General features: G+C 65.9%; 16 protein-coding genes. 11 read left to right on the top strand and 5 right to left on the bottom strand.

What is annotated here, in order from left to right; translation table 11 throughout:
* The first annotated feature begins 132 nt into the window (after window positions 1-132).
* Both CEW88_RS02565 and CEW88_RS02560 read left to right on the top strand, forming a co-directional pair.
* Window positions 133-1,092, top strand: coding sequence for a translocase (locus CEW88_RS02565; RefSeq protein ID WP_108964543.1), 960 nt, complete (start codon window positions 133-135; stop codon window positions 1,090-1,092).
* A gap of 22 nt (window positions 1,093-1,114) precedes the next feature.
* Window positions 1,115-2,689, top strand: coding sequence for a phosphate ABC transporter substrate-binding/OmpA family protein (locus CEW88_RS02560; RefSeq protein WP_108964542.1), 1,575 nt, complete (start codon window positions 1,115-1,117; stop codon window positions 2,687-2,689).
* A 3-nt stretch (window positions 2,690-2,692) separates the two neighbouring features.
* On the opposite strand, the gene radC is transcribed toward CEW88_RS02560, so the two are convergent.
* The 3 genes from radC to dnaK form a co-directional block, all read right to left on the bottom strand.
* Window positions 2,693-3,457 carry a RadC family protein gene (gene radC, locus CEW88_RS02555; RefSeq protein ID WP_108964541.1) on the bottom strand — a complete coding sequence of 255 codons (765 nt, stop codon included), beginning with the start codon at window positions 3,455-3,457 and terminating at the stop codon, window positions 2,693-2,695.
* Window positions 3,458-3,605: 148 nt separating this feature from the next.
* A complete protein-coding gene (dnaJ, locus tag CEW88_RS02550) occupies window positions 3,606-4,757 on the bottom strand; it encodes a molecular chaperone DnaJ (RefSeq protein ID WP_108964540.1) in 1,152 nt (383 codons plus the stop codon).
* Window positions 4,758-4,833: 76 nt separating this feature from the next.
* Complete coding sequence (gene dnaK, locus CEW88_RS02545) at window positions 4,834-6,768, bottom strand: molecular chaperone DnaK (RefSeq protein ID WP_108964539.1); 1,935 nt, start codon at window positions 6,766-6,768, stop codon at window positions 4,834-4,836.
* Window positions 6,769-6,989: 221 nt separating this feature from the next.
* Here dnaK and CEW88_RS02540 point away from each other — a divergent pair, with 221 nt between their 5' ends.
* Window positions 6,990-7,595 carry an alpha-ketoglutarate-dependent dioxygenase AlkB family protein gene (locus CEW88_RS02540; protein WP_108964538.1) on the top strand — a complete coding sequence of 202 codons (606 nt, stop codon included), beginning with the start codon at window positions 6,990-6,992 and terminating at the stop codon, window positions 7,593-7,595.
* A gap of 3 nt (window positions 7,596-7,598) precedes the next feature.
* Here the strand turns inward: CEW88_RS02540 and CEW88_RS02535 are convergent, their stop codons facing one another.
* A complete protein-coding gene (locus CEW88_RS02535) occupies window positions 7,599-8,204 on the bottom strand; it encodes a COG3650 family protein (RefSeq protein ID WP_108964537.1) in 606 nt (201 codons plus the stop codon).
* Between the two features lie 81 nt (window positions 8,205-8,285).
* Complete coding sequence (locus CEW88_RS02530) at window positions 8,286-9,116, bottom strand: ABC transporter permease (protein WP_108964536.1); 831 nt, start codon at window positions 9,114-9,116, stop codon at window positions 8,286-8,288.
* A gap of 121 nt (window positions 9,117-9,237) precedes the next feature.
* Here CEW88_RS02530 and cysQ point away from each other — a divergent pair, with 121 nt between their 5' ends.
* The 8 genes from cysQ to CEW88_RS02490 all read left to right on the top strand — a co-directional run bounded on the left by cysQ (window position 9,238) and on the right by CEW88_RS02490 (window position 18,704).
* A complete protein-coding gene (gene cysQ, locus CEW88_RS02525; protein ID WP_108964535.1) occupies window positions 9,238-10,035 on the top strand; it encodes a 3'(2'),5'-bisphosphate nucleotidase CysQ in 798 nt (265 codons plus the stop codon).
* A gap of 7 nt (window positions 10,036-10,042) precedes the next feature.
* Window positions 10,043-11,302, top strand: a complete 1,260-nt coding sequence (locus tag CEW88_RS02520; RefSeq protein WP_108964534.1) for a glycosyltransferase family 2 protein — start codon at window positions 10,043-10,045, stop codon at window positions 11,300-11,302.
* A 91-nt stretch (window positions 11,303-11,393) separates the two neighbouring features.
* A complete protein-coding gene (gene galU / locus CEW88_RS02515) occupies window positions 11,394-12,287 on the top strand; it encodes a UTP--glucose-1-phosphate uridylyltransferase GalU (protein WP_108964533.1) in 894 nt (297 codons plus the stop codon).
* 21 nt (window positions 12,288-12,308) lie between these two features.
* The gene (gene galE / locus CEW88_RS02510; RefSeq protein ID WP_108964532.1) at window positions 12,309-13,292 is read left to right on the top strand and encodes a UDP-glucose 4-epimerase GalE; all 984 of its coding nucleotides are present in this window, start codon (window positions 12,309-12,311) and stop codon (window positions 13,290-13,292) included.
* Window positions 13,273-14,490, top strand: coding sequence for a glycosyltransferase family 4 protein (locus tag CEW88_RS02505; protein ID WP_108964531.1), 1,218 nt, complete (start codon window positions 13,273-13,275; stop codon window positions 14,488-14,490). Before galE ends, CEW88_RS02505 begins: the two co-directional genes overlap by 20 nt.
* Window positions 14,491-14,556: 66 nt before the next feature.
* Window positions 14,557-15,567, top strand: a complete 1,011-nt coding sequence (locus CEW88_RS02500; RefSeq protein ID WP_108964530.1) for a glycosyltransferase family 2 protein — start codon at window positions 14,557-14,559, stop codon at window positions 15,565-15,567.
* Window positions 15,564-17,264, top strand: a complete 1,701-nt coding sequence (locus CEW88_RS02495; RefSeq protein WP_108964529.1) for a DUF5927 domain-containing protein — start codon at window positions 15,564-15,566, stop codon at window positions 17,262-17,264. Before CEW88_RS02500 ends, CEW88_RS02495 begins: the two co-directional genes overlap by 4 nt.
* A gap of 6 nt (window positions 17,265-17,270) precedes the next feature.
* A complete protein-coding gene (locus CEW88_RS02490) occupies window positions 17,271-18,704 on the top strand; it encodes a sulfotransferase family 2 domain-containing protein (protein WP_108964528.1) in 1,434 nt (477 codons plus the stop codon).
* Window positions 18,705-18,778 lie beyond the last annotated feature (74 nt).

Raw genomic sequence — 18,778 nt, 5'->3', positions numbered from 1 at the left:
ACCGACTTTCCGGGGCGGGCCCGGGGCGCCTATGCCCCGGGCCCGCCCCGATGACTCCTCCGCACTGCCGCAACCATGCCTCTTTTGAGACTCAGATTGTTTCCGGTACGAGTTCAGTTGTCGGGGACGATCATGGGACGGATCAAGAGCTACAGACTTGCAATTATGACCCTCAGCGCGGCCGTCATCATCGGCTTCGCGATGCAGCAGCTCGACGCCCGCGGCCAACGCGCCGGGGCCATGCAGATCGCCCAGATCGAGGACACCTCCTCGGTCCGGCTTCCAGAGCTTCCCGCTGATCGCGCCGCCGAGGCCAGCCTGCCTGCGCCACAGAAAATCCGCACCGCCGCCCTCTCCGAGGCAGGGACACGCCCGGCGGTCCTTCCCGAGGAGACCGAGATCACGGCCTCAGATTGTTCGGTCACCATGTCCGCGCGTTCCGGTGCCGGGGCGATGGTCGCGCTCGACATCGTGGCCCCCTGCTTCGCTTCCGAGCGCGTGACGATCCACCATAACGGGCTGATGTTCACCGAGGTCACCCAGCCCGACGGCACACTCCGTGTCGAGGTGCCCGCGCTGGCGGAGAAGGCGCTCTTTATCGCCTCCTTCGCCACTGGCGCGGGGGCGACCGCCATGGCCGATGTCCCGGCCCTGCCCTTCTACGACAGGGTCGCGCTGCAATGGCGTGGCGAGAGCGGGCTTGCCCTTCATGCCAATGAATTCGGCGCGGCCGGAGACGAAGCGGGCCACGTCTGGGCGGCCGCCGCCGGAGATTTGACCCGGACCGCGCGCGGCGAGGGCGGGTTCATGACCCGCCTTGGCGATGCCGCCAGCCCCGAGGCGCGCATGGCCGAGGTCTACACCTTCCCCGCCGCCGCGGCAAAGACCGCCGGCGCGGTCGCGCTCACCATCGAGGCAGAGATCACCAAGGCCAATTGCGGCCGAGGGATCGAGGCGCAGACGCTGGAGTTCCGCCTGGGCGGCAGCCTGCGTGCCCGCGATCTCACGCTTTCCATGCCAGATTGCAGCGCCACCGGTGACTTTCTGGTGTTGAAAAACCTGCTCGAAGACCTGAAGATCGCCGCCAACTAGAACGAGCGGTCAAGAGGCCCCGATGCGACAGGTCCGTGCGGCGATCATCGTCGCACTTTTCATTCCGGGCGCCCTTTCAGGCCTCCTCTTGCCGACACGCGCCGAAGCTCAGGATGTGACTCTGCGCTCGCGCGACGGCGGCATCGAGCTGAGCGGCACCATGCTTGGCTTCGACGGCGAGTTCTACCGTATCGACAGCCGCTACGGCGAGTTGACCGTCGACAGCTCGGGCGTGCTCTGCGAGGGCGTCGGCTGCCCCTCGCTGACCGATTTCGTCGCCGAGCTGCGCATTTCCGGAGCCACCTCCCTGGGCGCGCTGCTGATGCCTGCGCTGATCGAGAGCTTCGCGCAGCGCAATGGCTACGGCGCCGAGCCGGGCACGCTGGCCGGGGGCGGGACACGCTACGCGCTGACCGACGGCGAGCGCGAGATCGGCCATTTTGACATCACCCCTTCCAGCACCGACGAGGGCTTTGCCGACCTGCTCGCCGCCGAGGCCGATATCGTCGTCGCCCTGCGCGAGGTCCGTCCCGCCGAGCAGGAGCTTGCGTGGCAGGCGGGGCTTGGCGATCTGACGCAGCCCAACCGCAGCCGCGTGCTGGCGCTCGACGCGCTGGTACCGGTTGTGGCCCCCGCCAACCCGGTCACCAAGGTCTCGCTGCCCAACCTGGCGGCGGTGCTCTCTGGCGAGATCGACAACTGGCAGGACCTGGGTGGCCCGGATGCGCCAATCGTGCTGCACCTCCCGCGCGAGGGGTCGGGGCTGGTGCAGGCGCTCGAAGACCATCTCCTTCAGCCCCCCACCCTAACCCTGCGCAACTCGGAAACCGTCCGACATGACAGCGCCTCGGCGCTCGCCGCGGCGGTCTCCGAAGATGCTCTGGGGCTCGGCTTTGTTAGCGCGGCAGAGGTTGGCAACAGTCGCCCCGTCGTGCTCACCGGCAGCTGCGGCTTCCACCTGCGTGGCACGCGGCAGGCGATCAAGACCGAGGACTACCCGCTCACCATGCCGGTCTTCGTCTACATGCCCGCCCGCCGCCTGCCCAAGCTGGCGCGCGAGTTCCTCGAGTTCACCCGCTCGGCGCCCGCGCAGATCGTCATCCGACGCGCTGGCTTCGTCGACCAGAGCCCCGAAGAGCTACCACTCGACGCGCAAGGAGACCGGCTGGCCAACGCCATTGCCATTGCCGAGGGCGACGCGGGCCTGAGCGAACTGAAACGGCTCGTGGCCGCGCTCGCGCCGATGCGGCGCCTGACCACCTCCTTCCGCTTCGAAGCGGGCTCGGCAGGGCTCGACACGCAGTCCCGCTCGAATGTTCAGCAGCTCGCCCGGGCGCTGGAGCTGGGCGAGTACGATGGGCGCACGCTGGTCTTCGTCGGCTTCTCCGACGGAGAGGGGCCAAGCGAGGGCAATCTGCAAATCGCCGCCGAGCGCGCCGCCTCGGTCCGCGACGCGGTGATCGCGGCTGCCGAGGCCAATGACCTTGCAGGCATTACCCTGCTCACCGACGCCTTCGGCGAGGCCATGCCCATGGCCTGCGACGACACGGTCTGGGGCCGGCAGGTAAACCGCCGCGTCGAGGTCTGGCTGCGCTAGGGCTCAGAGCAGCCCCTCGGCCCGGAAGCTCAATTCGCGCGAGCGGCCGATCACCAGATGGTCGTGCAAGGTGATGCCCAGAGCTTCCGCCGCCAACCGGATCTGCTCGGTCATCTCGATGTCGGCACCGCTGGGCGTGGGATCGCCCGACGGATGGTTGTGCACGAGAATGAGCGCGCTGGCGTTCAGCTCCAGCGCCCGTTTGACCACCTCGCGCGGATAGACCGGGACATGGTCCACCGTGCCACGCGCCTGCGGCTCGTCGGCGATGAGCACGTTCTTGCGGTCGAGGAAGAGCACGCGGAACTGCTCGGTGTCGCGATGCGCCATGGCCGTCTGGCAATAGTCCAGCAACGCCTCCCAAGAGGTGACCACCTGCCGCTGCAGCACCCGGCTGCGTGCCAAACGATGCGCCGCCGCCTCGACGATCTTCAGCTCCGTCACCACGGCCTCCCCCACCCCGTCAACGTCGCGCAGCCGGGCGGGCGGGGCTGAGACAACGGCGTTGAAATCGCCAAAATGCTCGAGCAGGCGGCGGGCGAGCGGCTTCATGTCCTGCCGGGGGATGGCACGAAACAGCAGCAGCTCGAGCAGCTCGTAGTCGGGCACGGCATCGGCCCCCCCGGTGAGAAAGCGATCGCGCAGCCGCCTTCGGTGATCGCGGATGTAGGACGGGAGCGGCCGCCCATCGGGCGCAGGGCGAACCGGTGCCTCGTCGCCGGCAAAGAGCGAGGGCTGAATGTCGGAGAAATGGCGGGGCGGGCACATCGCGTCAGGGTGACGGAATCACGGTTAGAAAAGCGTTAAGCCAAGCGCGAGACATAGCGCAGGCCGAAACGCACCCGTGGCCGCAGTGCCCCAAAAGAAAACGGCGCGGACCATCCCGCGCCGTGTCCGATCCTTGTGAAAGGGCCGATCAGCCCTTCATCGAATCCCAGAACCCCTTCACCGAAGAGAAGAAGCTCTTCGATTCCGGGTTGTTGTCCTCGGACTGATCCTCGAACTCGCGCAGAAGTTCTTTCTGGCGCGAGGTGAGGTTTACCGGGGTCTCGACCGCCAGCTCGATGAACATATCCCCGGCCGGGCCGCCGCGCAGGGCGGGCATGCCCTTGCCACGCAGGCGCATCTGGCGACCGGACTGGCTGCCAGAGGGGATTTTCACCCGGCTGCGGCCGCCGTCGATGGTTGGCACCTCGATGTCGCCGCCAAGTGCGGCGGTGGTCATCGATACCGGCACGCGGCAATGCAGCTCGGTGCCCTCGCGCTCGAAGATGCCGTGCTTCTTGACCTCGATGAAGATGTAGAGATCGCCCGGAGGACCGCCGCGCATCCCCGCCTCGCCTTCACCGGCCAGACGGATGCGGGTACCGGTTTCGACCCCCGCAGGGATGTTGACCGACAGCGAACGCTCTTTCTGCACACGGCCTTGGCCGCCACAGGAGGAACAGGGGTTCTTGATGATCTGGCCGAGACCCGAACAGGTTGGACAGGTGCGCTCGACTGTGAAGAAGCCCTGCGTTGCGCGGACCTTGCCCATGCCCGAACAGGTCGGGCAGGTCACCGGCTCGGCGCCGCCCTCGGCACCCGAACCATGGCACTCGCCGCATTGCACCGAGGTCGGCACGTTGATGGTCTTCTGCAGGCCGCCGTAAGCGTCCTCCAGCGTCACGCGCAGATTGTAGCGCAGGTCCGCGCCGCGCGCCGCGCGCTGGCGTCCGCCGCCACCACGGCCGCCGCCCATGAAGTCGCCGAAGAGATCGTCGAAGACGTCGGAGAAAGCCGAGGCGAAATCACCCTGCTGGCCGAAGCCGCCGCCGGGACGTCCCCCGCCGCCCATGCCGCCTTCGAAGGCCGCGTGGCCGTAGCGGTCATAGGCCGCCTTCTTGTCGGCGTCCTTGAGAACCTCGTAGGCCTCATTGATTTCCTTGAACTGGGCTTCCGCCTCAGGGTTGTCCGCGTTCCGGTCGGGGTGAAGTTCCTTCGCTTTCTTGCGATAGCCCTTCTTGATCTCGTCCGCGGAGGCCCCTTTGGCGACGCCGAGCAGCTCGTAATAGTCACGCTTGGACATACATGCCCTCCTTGGCCCGGAACAGAAAAGGGCCGGTCCGGCATCCGGACCGGCCCCCGTCTGGTTCCGCTATGGCTTAGCTGCGCTTGCGGTCGTCGAGGTCTTCGAAGTCCGCGTCCACGATGTTGTCGTCATCCGACGGGCCCGACTTGTCGCCGGAGTCGCCGGTGTCGGCTTCGGGAGCGCTGTCGCCCGCCTCGGCCTGCGCCTTGTAGATCGCCTCGCCCAGACGCATGGCCACTTCGGTCACGTTCTGGATGCCGGACTTCAGCTTCTCACCGGTGACATCGTCCTTCTCGAGATCATCCTTGAGCGCGGCAATCGCCAGCTCGATGGCTTCGATGGTCGACGGATCGACCTTGTCGCCATGCTCCTCGATCGACTTTTCGGTCGAGTGGATGAGGCTCTCGGCCTGGTTACGGGCCTCGACGAGCTCCTTGCGCTTGCCGTCCGCCTCGGCGTTCTCCTCGGCGTCCTTGACCATGCGCTCGATGTCCGCGTCGGTGAGGCCACCCGATGCCTGGATGGTGATCTTCTGTTCCTTGCCGGTGCCCTTGTCCTTGGCCGACACGGAAACGATGCCGTTGGCGTCGATGTCGAAGGTCACCTCGATCTGCGGCATGCCGCGCGGCGCCGGCGGGATGTTCTCGAGGTTGAACTGGCCGAGCAGCTTGTTGTCGGCCGCCATCTCGCGCTCACCCTGGAAGACACGGATCGTCACGGCGCCCTGGTTGTCCTCGGCGGTCGAGAAGATCTGGGACTTCTTGGTCGGGATCGTCGTGTTGCGGTCGATCAGGCGGGTGAACACGCCACCCAGCGTCTCGATGCCCAGCGACAGCGGGGTCACATCGAGCAGGACCACGTCCTTTACGTCACCCTGCAGAACACCGGCCTGGATCGCGGCGCCCATGGCAACCACTTCGTCCGGGTTCACGCCCTTGTGCGGCTCCTTGCCGAAGAACTTGGTCACCTCTTCGATGACCTTCGGCATACGGGTCTGACCGCCGACCAGAACGACCTCGTCGATCTCTTCCTTCGAAATGCCGGCATCCTTCAGCGCGGCGGCGCAGGGCTTCAGCGAGGCCTTGATCAGGTCGCCCACGAGGCTTTCCAGCTTGGCACGGGTCAGCTTCATGACCATGTGCAGCGGCTGGCCGTTCGAGCCCATCGAGATGAACGGCTGGTTGATCTCGGTCTGGCTCGAGCTGGACAGCTCGATCTTGGCCTTCTCGGCAGCTTCCTTGAGACGCTGCAGGGCCATCTTGTCCTTGGTCAGGTCGACCTGGTGCTCTTTCTTGAACTCGTCCGCCAGGTAGTTAACGATCCGCATGTCGAAGTCTTCACCGCCGAGGAACGTGTCGCCGTTGGTGGACTTCACCTCGAAGAGGCCATCGTCGATCTCGAGGATGGTCACGTCGAAGGTGCCGCCGCCGAGGTCATAGACCGCGATGGTCTTCGATTCTTTCTTGTCGAGGCCGTAGGCCAGCGCAGCCGCGGTCGGCTCGTTGATGATCCGCAGCACTTCGAGGCCAGCGATCTTGCCGGCGTCCTTGGTGGCCTGACGCTGGGCGTCGTTGAAGTAGGCCGGGACCGTGATGACGGCCTGGGTCACTTCCTCGCCGAGGTAGCTCTCGGCGGTTTCCTTCATCTTGCCGAGGATGAAGGCAGAGATTTGCGACGGGGAGTATTTCTCACCCTTGGCTTCAACCCAGGCATCGCCATTGCCGCCGTCCACGATCTTGTAGGGGACGATGTTCTGGTCCTTGGTCACTTCCGCATCGGTGGTGCGGCGACCGATCAGACGCTTAACGGCGAAGATGGTGGCTTCCGGGTTGGTCACGGCCTGCCGCTTGGCGGGCTGGCCGACGAGGCGTTCGTCGTCGGTGAAGGCGACGATCGACGGGGTGGTACGTGCGCCTTCGGCGTTTTCGATCACGCGAGCCTGGCTGCCGTCCATGATGGCGACGCAGGAGTTCGTGGTGCCGAGGTCGATACCGATCACTTTGCCCATGATTCGATCCCTTTTCCAATTCAAGGCGATGACGCGAGGCATACGGACCCGTTACGGCATCCAGCCCCGCTTGTTGAAGAAGCCGTCCGGCGGGGGCCTCGCGGCGTTCGGAGGGTATATAAGGAGGGGGTTTGAGCCCTGCAAGCGGCCTTGGCGGGGCTTTGCCTGCATTTCCGGCAATTTTCTTTGCGCGTCGCCACGGAATACACGACAAGAAGGCCATGACGGCCCCTCTCGACATCCGTGGCTTCCAGCTCTTCCAGGGTTTCCTCGACCGCCCGGCGCAGGAGTCGCTTGTCGACGCGCTGCGCAATCTGCTGCGCGTTGCGCCGCTCTATCAGCCGGTCACCCCGCGCGGTCAGAAGATGTCGGTACGGATGAGCGCGGCCGGCCGCTTCGGCTGGGTCACCGACCGGCGTGGCTACCGCTACGAGCCGCGCCACCCCGGCGGCATGGACTGGCCGCCGATCCCGGAAGAAGTGCTGGCGATCTGGCGCGCGCTTTCGGGCGTAGCGCGCGATCCCGAATGCTGCCTGATCAACTGGTACGGCGAAGGCGCCCGCATGGGGCTGCACCAGGACAAGGACGAGGCGGATTTCTCCTGCCCGGTGCTTTCGGTCTCGCTGGGCGACGAGGGTCTGTTTCGCATGGGCAACGAGACGCGGGGCGGTAAGACCGAGTCGGTCTGGCTGAAGTCCGGGGATGTGGTGGTGATGGGCGGCGCGGCGCGTCTGAAACACCACGGCGTCGACCGCATCCGCTTCGGCTCGTCGACGCTGCTGCCGCAGGGCGGGCGGATCAACCTCACCCTGCGTGTGGTCACCTGAGGCTCAGCGCATCAACTCGCAGCACCCCGACAGCGTGCGATGGACCCGGCCGGTCAGCACCAGAACCGCCGAGAGCCCGTAGAGTTGGTCGGACATGCCGTCGCTGCACTGTGCATCCGAGCTGGTGACCAGCACCGCCTGCAGTTGGTCCGCTCCAGCCACCGAGCTGAACGGCCAGCGCTGACCGCTGGCAGTCCCGAAAGTGCCGGCCAGCAGAACCTCCTCGGGATCCTCGGGCGTTGTCCAGGTCGCCGTCTCGCCCTGCCGGACCTCGTAGCTCCAGAAGGGCTCGGTGCCGAAGCAGCGCAGCCCCTCGACCTGTGGAAGGCTGCCGTTTTCCTCTGGCGCGAGGAACTCCATCGAGACCCAGCCCACGCCCTCTCCCGAGGTGATCCGCCCCCAGGTGCCCGCTTCGTTCAGCGCGCCGACCTGCACCGCCACCGAGGTGGGCGCGAGGGTTCCGAGCACCGCCGCCGTGGGATCGGGCGCCGCGCGGATGTTCAACACGTCATCCAGGGCAACGCCGGTGACCGCGTAGAAGGCGGGCAACTCCTGGGCCGCGGCAGATGTCGTGAGCAAAAGGGCGGTCAGTGTGATGACATAGCGCATGAAAGGCTCCTTCCCGGGGTCCATCACCCCACATCATGCGCAGACGGTCGCGCTGCGTCCAGCACCGCCTGGGAGCGCTGCCTATCGCCGCGCCGACCAGGAGGCCGAGGCGTGCTTGCGGGTGTAGAATTCGCCCATCAACCCGATCATCAACAGCACGATCGAAACCCACAGCGCGTATTCCCAGCTTGAGTTGCGCGGGAAATAGTTGGCGAAGGCATAGCCGCGCGACTGGTCGATGGTGTGGAAGAGCGGGTTCCAGTCGAAGATCGCCAGCATGCCCGGCGTCAGCGAATTGGCCACGAACATCTTGCCCGAAGCGATCATGTTTGCACGCTGATAGACCGTGGTGACGATCGACACCGGCGTCGGGAACCAGGGCTTTGCCGCAAGCAGGACCATGCCTATCGCCGCTCCGGAGAACCAGGACAGCAGCAGCATCCCCAACGCGCCGATGGGATCGTGAACCTCGCTCATGACGAAGGGATTGAACGCCACGTCGTAGACGAAGAGGATCGCGAAGAGCGACAGAACCTGGATGTAGAGCGTCGAGAGCATGGCCGAGGCGATGGCGATCGCCGTGTTCATCGGCGCGTGCTGCATCATCGGGCTCGCCGGTCCCTCGGAGCCCGCGACTGCCCCCAAGGTCTTGGAATGGGTCATGTAGAGAAAGACGCCGGTCATGATGTAAATCATGAAGTCGCCGCGGATCGCCGAGCCGCGCATCCCCAAAACATGGAACATGAAGTAGAAGGCGAGCACGAAGATGACCGTCTGCAGCATGTTCATGAAAATCGCGATGAACGCATTTCCGTGGCTCTTGCGCACGGCGCGCACCGAATTGTGGTAGATCAGCTCGCAAATGTAGACGGCGGACCCGAGCCGGGAGCGCGGCTTTGTGGACTGAAACATGGCAACTCGGCTCCGGTACGGGCTCAAACAGACGGGTCTGCTTGCCCATCTTCACGCTGCGCAGCATAAGAGTCGCAGGCCTTCAAATCAATAAATCCGCGCTGCGCAAAGGAGTAGCTCTTTGAATTATGAAAATCTTGTTGCCGTGATCCGTCGTCTCGCGCTCGAAGCGGGGGACAAGATCATGGAAATTTACAACTCCGACGATTTTGAAGTGAAGTCCAAGTCCGACTCCAGCCCGGTCACCGAAGCCGATGAAGCCGCCGACGCGCTGATCTCGGCCGGCCTGCGCGAGGCGTTCCCCGACATGCCTCTGGTCACCGAGGAACAGGCCGACAGCCACGACGTGCAGGCGATGACCTTCCTCATCGTCGATCCGCTCGACGGCACCAAGGAATTTGTCAACCGCCGCGGCGATTTCACCGTGAACATCGCGCTGGTTCAGGACGGTGTGCCGACCTTCGGCGTGGTCTACGCCCCGGCCAAGGAGCGCATGTTCTACACCGACAGCGTCGGCAACTCGGTCGAGGAACTGGGCCCCTTCGACAAGGAGACCCCCGGCGAGACCAAGCCGATCAGGGTCTCGACCCCCGACAATTCGGCTCTGCTGGTCGTCGCCTCGAAATCCCACCGCGATCAGGCGACCGACGATTACATCAACAAGTACAGCACCGCAGACATGAAGAGCGCCGGCTCGTCGCTGAAATTCTGCCTCGTGGCCACCGGCGAGGCGGACATCTACCCGCGTCTCGGGCGGACCATGGAATGGGACACCGCCGCCGGCCAGGCGGTGCTGCAAGGCGCGGGCGGGCGCGTGGTGCGTTTCGACGATCACACCCCGCTGGCCTACGGCAAGCCCGGCTTCGCCAACCCGTTCTTCATCGCCTACTCGCCCGACGTCGCACTGAAAGAGGGCTGAGGCGGGCATGACCGCCCTGCCGGTCAGCGTGGTTGTCGTGAGCCGCGGGCGCCCCGCGGCGCTCGATCTCTGCCTGACCGGCATCTCGCAGCTCGACCACCCCGCCTTCGAGGTGGTGGTGGTCGCCTGCCCCGCCGGGGCCGCTGTCGTCGCGGCCCGGGCCGACCGGCCGCACATCAAGCTCGTGCAGTTCGACGAGGGCAACATCTCAGCGGCCCGAAATCTCGGCATCACGCAGGCGGCGGGCGAGATCGTCGCCTTCCTCGATGACGACGCGGTGCCCGAGCCGCTCTGGCTGCATCACCTCTGCGCCCCCTTCAGCGATCCGCGGGTCGCCGCCTGTGGCGGCTTCGTGCGCGGGCGCAACGGCATCTCTTTCCAGTGGCGCGCCCGTTCGGTGACGCGCGATCTGCGCGAGCGCGACCTTGGGCTGGACGCCCCCGGCCCGCACCTGCCCGAACTTCCGCCCGGCGAGACGGTGAAGCTGCAGGGCACCAACATGGCGCACCGGCGCGCGCCGCTCGCCGCGTTGGGGGGCTTCGATTCGGCCTTCCGCTTCTACCTCGATGAAACCGACCTCGACCTGCGCCATGCCGCGGCGGGCCATCTTGTTGCCGTCGCTCCGCTGGCCGAAGTGCATCACGGCTACGCCGCAAGCCCGCGCCGGGGCGCGGACCGCACGCCGCGCGACCTGACCGAGATCGGCGCCTCGATTCGCTGCTTTCTCGAGCGGCATTGCCCGCAAGCCGAACGCAGGGCCGCCTGGGTGCGACTCCGCGAAGCGCAGCGCGCGCGTCTTCTGCGGTGCATGCAGCGCGGCCCGCTCGGCGCGGACGACGTGGCGCGGCTGCTGCGGGGACTGGACCGTGGTTGGCAGGACGGCGCCCAGCGTCCCGCGGGCAGCGCAATGACGCCACTCTCTGCCCCGGTCGCGCCATTTCTGCCCTACCCCGGGCGCCACGCCGCAAAGCGCATCGCCCTCGCGGGCCGCGCAGCGCAGCGCCGGGCGCTGCGAATGCAGGCGAAACAATACGCCGAAGAGCAGCACATTGTCACAGTCTACCGTTTCTCGCGGACGGCGATTTTCCACCAACTGCGCTTCCATCCCGGCGGATTCTGGGAACAGGCCGGCGGGCTGTTCGGGCGCAGCGAAAGGACAGGAAAAATTCTCCGTTTCCAGAGTTTCGCATCCCGCACGAGCAAAGAAATCTCTCGCACCGAGAAAGTCCGTGGCTCAATCGGGTCTTTGCTCTTCCATAGACGCTAGATTTACTTTTACGCTATCGCAGCAATATGCTGTTGATTAATTGATTCACTCTCGGGCCCGAGGCCCAGAGAAAGTACCAGGAGCACCTCCCATGTCCCGCAAGGTTACCAAAGCCATTTTCCCCGTCGCCGGTCTCGGCACCCGTTTTCTTCCGGCAACCAAGTCGGTGCCCAAGGAAATTATGACCCTGGTCGACCGCCCGCTCGTTCAATACGCCATCGACGAGGCGCGCGCCGCCGGCATCAAGGAATTCATCTTCGTCACCTCGCGCGGCAAGGGCGCGCTCGAGGACTATTTCGACCACGCCCCGCAGCTCGAGCGCGAGCTTGAAGCCAAGGGCAAGGATAAGCTGCTGAAAATCCTGCAGGGCACCAACATGGACTCGGGCGAGATCGCCTACATCCGCCAGCATAAGGCGCTCGGCCTCGGCCACGCGATCTGGTGCGCGCGCCGGCTGATCGGCGACGAGCCCTTCGCGGTGATGCTGCCCGATGACGTGATCGCCGCCGACAAGCCCTGCCTGCAGCAGATGGTCGAGGCCTACGAGGAAGTGGGCGGCAACATGGTCGCCGCGATGGAAGTGCCCGCCGACAAGGCCTCGTCCTACGGCGTCCTCGACGTGCAGGAAGACATGGGCTCGCTGGTCTCGGTCAAAGGCATGGTCGAAAAGCCCGCGCCCGGCACGGCGCCGTCGAACCTGGCGGTGATCGGCCGCTACATCCTGTCGCCGCAGGTCCTGCAGAACCTCGAGGACAAGCAGGTCGGCGCCGGCGGCGAGATTCAGCTGACCGATGCCATCGCCAAGCAGATCGGCACCGACGAGGGCGTCTACGGCTTCCGCTTCAACGGCCAGCGCTTCGACTGCGGCTCCAAGGCCGGCTTCCTGCAGGCCACCGTTTCCTTCGGCCTCAGCCGCGACGAACTGCGCGACGATCTCGAAGGCTACCTGCACGAGGTCATGTCCGCGCGAAAAGCCGCGCAATAATAAGGCACACCTGAGCATTTCATGACAAACGTTCTGGTTACCGGCGGCGCGGGCTACATCGGCTCGCACGCCTGCAAGGCACTCAAGGCGGCGGGCTACACGCCCGTTGCTTACGACAATCTTGTCACCGGCTGGCAGCAGGCGGTGAAATTCGGCCCCTTCGAAAAGGGCAGCCTTTCGGATCGCACGCGGCTCGACGAGGTCTTCGCAAAGTACCAGCCGGTCGCGGTGATGCATTTCGCCGCGCTCAGCCAGGTCGGCGAGGCGATGTCCCAGCCCGGCCTCTACTGGCGCAACAACGTCGAGGGCTCGCTGACGCTGATCGAGGCCGCCTGCGCCGCTGGCTGCAAGAGTTTCGTCTTCTCCTCGACCTGCGCCACCTACGGCGAGCATGACAACGTGGTGCTCGACGAGGAAACGCCGCAGATCCCGCTCAACGCCTATGGCGCCTCGAAGCGCGCGGTGGAGAATATCCTGCGCGACTTCGCCGCTTCTGACGGGCTGAACCACGTGATCTTTCGCTACTTCAACGTCGCGGGCGCCGATCCCGAGGGCGAGGTGGGCGAGCACCACCGCCCCGAAACGCACCTGATTCCGGTCATGCTGGAGGCCATCGACGGAAAGCGCCCGGCGCTGACCATCCATGGCACAGACTACGACACGCCCGACGGCACCTGTATCCGCGACTACGTGCACGTGATGGACCTTGTCGACGCGCATGTGCTGGGCCTGAAATGGCTCGAGCAGGGCAAGCCGTCCTCGGTCTTCAACCTCGGCACGGGCAAGGGCTTCTCGGTGCGCGAAGTGATCGACGCGTCGCGCGCGGTGACCAACCGCGAGGTGCCGCACTCCGAAGGGCCGCGCCGCGCGGGGGATGCGACCAAGCTGGTCTCGGGCTCGACGCGGGCGCTGGCCGAGCTGGGCTGGGAGCCGTCGCGCTCGACCATGCCGCAGATGATCGCCGATGCCTGGAACTGGCATCTCAATGGGCACTACGATCACTGACACCGCACCCCCTGCCCGGCTGCTCGACCTGACCCGACTGGTCAGCCGCGCGGGCCGGGTTAGAACCGGGGTGGACCGTGTGGAATACGCCTATCTGAACCGGCTCCTTCAGGAGCCGGTTCCGCTTTTTGGCCTGGTGAGAACCTCGCTGGGCTACCTGCTGCTCGACGGCGCAGGGTGCCGCGCGCTGAAGCGGCGGCTGGATGCGGGGGACTGGCCTGAACCAGACGTGCTGGGCCGACTTGCCCGGCGCAGAGACCCTCGCCGCGCCGGAGCTGAGACCGCGCTCCGAGCCAGCGCCCTTGCGCGCGCCATTCCCGCAACGCTGGGACGCATGCTCCGGCGCCACCTGCCCGCGGGATCGGTATATCTTAATACCGGGCACTCCAACTTCTCGGAACAGGTCGTCGCGGCGCTGAACCGCGTCGAGGACAGCCGCATCGCGGTGCTGCTGCACGACACCATTCCGCTCGACTGGCCGCAGTTCCAGCACGCGGGCAGCGCCCAGCGCTTCGCCGGTTTCCTGCAACGTGTCGCTGAAAACGCCGATTTGGTGATCTGCAATTCCGAGGTGACCCGCGCCGACATGACCCGGCACCTTGGCCCACCCCTTCTGCCCAAGACTGTCGTCGCGCATCTGGGCGTCCAGCCGCCGGCCATCGGCATTCCGCCCGAGGGGCCGTGGGCCAACGCGCCCTACTTCGTCGTCCTCGGCACAATCGAGCCGCGCAAGAACCACGCTCTACTTCTGGATATCTGGCGCGAGTTGACGCCGCCCGCGCATTTGCTGATCTGCGGCGCACGCGGCTGGAACAATACCGAGGTCTTCGCCGCCCTCGACGCCGGCATCACGAATGTGCACGAGCTCCCGGGCCTCAACGACGCCGAGATCGCAGGTCTGCTCGCCCGGAGCGCCGGGCTGCTGTTCCCCAGCCATGCCGAAGGCTACGGCCTGCCCCCGGTCGAAGCCGCCGCGCTCGGCGTGCCCGTGCTCGCTGCGCCACTTCCGGTCCTGCGCGAAGTGCTTGGCGATATACCCATTTACGCAGACGAATCGGACCGATATCTTTGGGCCTCAAGAATAAGGCAAATGGCCAAGGGGTATCGGGCGCAACCGGACGAGGCGGATGCCACGCAGGCAGGGTATCTCCCGCCGACGTGGGACTCCCATTTCAAAGCCGTGTTAACCCTGATCTGATAGCCGGTGCCCGAGCCGATGCCGGGGGGCCGGCTCCGGGGCCCTGCCCCGAACGAGGGAAGTGTTGTGGGTGCATGGCAGTCATACAGGCTTCGGCTGCAGCGCAAGCGGTGGCTGATCCGGGCGTTGCGCAAGCGACGCGAGCTGCGCTGCGTCTCCGACCGCACCGACCGCATCCGTCCTTCTGACCTTATTGTCTTCTGCACTGCCCGGAACGAGGGTGTGCGCCTGCCGTGGTTCCTCAAGTACTATCGCGACATGGGCGTGAACCATTTCGTCATGGTCGACAACGACAGCACCGATGGCTCGCTCGACTATCTCGCCCGGCAGGAGGACGTGTCGGTCTGGCACACGCGGGCCAGCTACAAGCGCGCGCGCTTCGGCATGGACTGGATCAATTGGCTGCTGCGCACCTATGGTGACGGGCACTGGGTGCTGGTGGTCGATCCCGACGAGCTCTTCCTCTACCCGTTCTGTGACACCCGCCCGCTGCGTGCCCTGACCGACTGGCTCGACGCCTCGTCGATCAAGAGCTTCTCGGCCATGCTGCTCGACATGTATCCCAAGGGGCGGCTCGACGCGCAGCCCTACACCGCTGGGCAGGACCCGCTGGAGATCGCGTCGTGGTTCGACTCGGGCAACTACTCGGTGAAGCGCAACAAGCGCTTCGGAAACCTCTGGATCCAGGGCGGGCCGAGGGCGCGGGTGTTCTTTCCGGACCAGCCCGAGCGCGCCCCGGCGCTGAACAAGGTGCCGCTTGTGAAATGGGACCGGCGCTACGCCTACGTCAGCTCTACACACATGCTGCTGCCGCGCGGATTGAACCTCGTCTACGACGAATGGGGAGGAGAGAAGGCCTCGGGCCTGCTGCTGCACACCAAGTTCCTCGACACGTTCAACGCCAAGGCCGAGGAAGAGCTGAGCCGCAAACAGCACTACGCGGGCTCGACCGAATACATCGCCTACGCGGACGGCATCCGCGACAACCCGGATCTCTGGTGCAAGTGGTCCGAGAAGTACATCAACTGGCGCCAGCTCGAGATCCTCGGCCTCATGTCCAAGGGCAACTGGGCATGAGCGTCGGGATCGTCATGCTGGTGCACACCGCCTTCGACCGCGCCGAGCAGGTGGCCCGGCACTGGGCGAAGGCCGGCTGCCCCGTGGTGATCCATGTCGACGAGAAGGTGGCAAAGAAGACTTATACCGCCTTCACCGAGGCGCTGTCGGACCTGCCGCAGATACTGTTCTCGCGCCGCCATCGCTGCGACTGGGGCACCTGGGGGCTTGTCGCCGCCAGCCAGGACGCCGCCGAGCTGATGCTCGAGCGCTTCGAGGGCGTGCGCCATGTCTATCTAACCTCGGGCTCCTGCCTGCCGCTTCGCCCGGTGGAGGAGCTGATCGACTACCTCGACGCGCGCCCGCAGACCGACTTCATCGAAAGCGCCACCACCGCCGATGTGCCCTGGACCGTGGGCGGGCTGGACCATGAGCGCTTCACCCTCTTCTTCCCCTTCTCCTGGCGCCGAAACCGCTATCTCTTCGACCGGCTGGTCGAGGTGCAGCGTGTGCTCCGCGTGAGCCGCCGTATCCCCAGGGGCGTGGTGCCGCACATGGGCAGCCAATGGTGGTGTCTGACCCGGCACACACTGTCGGCGATCCTCTCCTCGCCGGAGCGACGCTGGCACGAGCGCTATTTCCGCCGCGTCTGGATCCCAGACGAGAGCTACTTCCAGTCCCTCGCCCGCCTGCATTCGCGCAATATCGAGAGCCGGTCGCTGACGCTGTCGAAGTTCGACTTCCAGGGCAAGCCGCACACCTTCTACGACGACCACTTGCAGCTCCTGCGCCGCTCCGACTGTTTCGTGGCGCGCAAGATCTGGCCGCATGCGAGGCGTCTCTATGACGCCTTCCTCAACCACCCCGAAAGCCTCGCCAACCGGCAAGAGCCGAAGCCGGGCAAGATCGACCGCGTCTTTGCCAAGGCGGTGGACCGGCGGACCCGGGGCCGCGCCGGGCTTTACATGCAGTCGCGCTTCCCCAACTTCGGTTGGGAAAATGGGATGACCGCCGGGCCGTATTCGGTCTTTCAGGGGTTTTCCGAGCTCTTCGAGGAATTCGAGCCCTGGCTCGCCCGCGCTACCGGGGCGCAGGTGCATGGCCACCTCTTCGCCCCCGAGCGGGCGGAGTTCGCCGAAGGGCAGCCCGTGCTGAGCGGCGCGCTTTCGGACGGCGCCGCGCTGCGCGACTGGAACCACCGGGCCTTCCTGACCAACCTCATCTGGAACACCCGTGGCACCCGCCAGTGCTTCCAGTTCGGCCCACACGATGCTCCCGAGATCATGTGGGACCTCGCACGCGATCCCAATGCGCAGATCAGCGTCATCTCGGGCGCCTGGGCCGTGCCCCTGTTCCGCGCGGGCGGGGATTTCTCCACCCTCCGCGCCGAGGCGGCCGCGCTGCAGAGGGCCGAGCACCTGCTGCTCGACGAGCTGCGCTCGCCCGAGGCCAAGGCGCGCATCCGCATCTGGACAATGGCCGAGTTCATCGAGGCGCCGATGGAGCCGCTTCAGCTGATCCTCGATGAGATCGGCCAGAAGGAACCGCGCCGGCTTGCCGAAGCACCGGTGCTGCGGGACCTCGGCGGCTTCGGGCGCTTCCTGCAGAACCTCAAGAACCAAGGGATGCACCCCTACCTCATGGGCGACTTCCCGGTCGAGCCGGCCCTGCGCCCCACCGCCGCACCCACCCGCAAGTCCTACCTCGTGAAGAACTGAGTTTTCATGTCCGATCGTTTCGACAGTTTCGTCGTCTTTGCCGAGATGCGCACCGGCTCGAATTTCCTCGAGGCCAACCTCAACGCGCTGGACGGCGTCACCTGCCACGGCGAGGCCTTCAACCCGCATTTCATTGGCTATCCCAACGCGAGCGACATCCTCGGGATCACCCAGCCCGAGCGCGAGGCCGATCCGGTCCGTCTCCTGCAAGCGATCCGGCAGGAGACGCCCGGGATGGGCGGTTTCCGTTTCTTCCACGACCATGACCCTCGGGTGTTGCAGCCTTTGCTGGACGACGAGCGCGTCGCCAAGATCGTGCTGACCCGCAACCCAGTGGAAAGCTACGTCAGCTGGAAGATCGCCCAGACCACTGGTCAGTGGAAGCTGACCAACGTCAGCAAGCGCAAGGACGCGCAGGTAACCTTCGACGGCGCGGAGTTCGAAACGCATCTGGCGCGTCTACAGGACTTCCAGCTCAGGCTGATGACCGCGCTGCAGGTGAGCGGGCAGACGGCCTTTTACGTGGGCTACGAGGACCTGCAGAGCCTCGAGGTAATGAACGGGCTGGCCAAATGGCTCGGCGTCCCGTCGCGGCTCGAGTCGCTGGACGGCAAGCTCAAGCGGCAGAACCCCGAGCCGGTGGTCGAGAAGGTCGCCAATGCTGGCGAGATGGAGCGGGCGTTGACCCGGCTCGACCGGTTCAACTTGTCCCGCACCCCCAATTTCGAGCCGAGGCGCGGGCCGGTGGTGCCGGGCTACGTCGCTGCCGCCGAGACGCCGCTGCTCTACATGCCGATCCACTCCGGCCCGACCCGCGCCGTGCGCCGCTGGCTCTGCGCCCTCGACTTGGTCGAGGACGAGGCCCTCACCGGTGACTTCAGCCAAAAGTCCCTGCGCCAATGGAAACGCGCGCGTCCCGGGCACCGCAGCTTCACGGTGATCCGCCATCCCCTCGCCCGCGCTCATGAGGCCTTCTGCAGCCGCATCCTGTCGACCGGTCCCGGCAGCTTCGGGCGCATCCGCAAGACCCTGCGCCGCGCCAATGGCCTGCCCCTGCCCGAGGGTGCGCCCGGTGCTGACTACAGCCTCGCCCAGCACCGCGACGCCTTTGCCGCCTTCCTGGTCTTCCTCAAGGCCAACCTCGCCGGGCAGACCGCGGTGCGGGTCGACGGCCATTGGGCTTCGCAGGCGCAATGCCTGCAGGGAATGGCCGAATTCACCCTGCCCGACATGATCGTCCGCGAGGAAGAGATGGCCATCTACCTGCCGGCTCTTGCGATGCAGGTTGGCCACGCCGCGCCCCCTGAACCGGAGGCGGAGTCGCAGCAGGATGCCGCGCCCTACGCGCTGGCGGACATCTACGACGCCTCTCTGGAAGAGCTCGCCCGCGAGGCTTACCAGCGCGACTACCTGATGTTCGGCTTTGGCGATCTGGGTTGAACCGGTCTCCCCCGAACCGGACACGGAAAAGACAAGGAGCGGACCTCTCGGCCCGCTCCTCTGGAATGTCCTGT

The sequence above is a fragment of the Alloyangia pacifica genome (genome assembly GCF_003111685.1).
GTDB lineage: Bacteria > Pseudomonadota > Alphaproteobacteria > Rhodobacterales > Rhodobacteraceae > Salipiger > Salipiger pacificus_A.
Note: the sequence above shows the minus strand (reverse complement) of the source record. Positions and strands in the feature narration are given on the sequence as shown.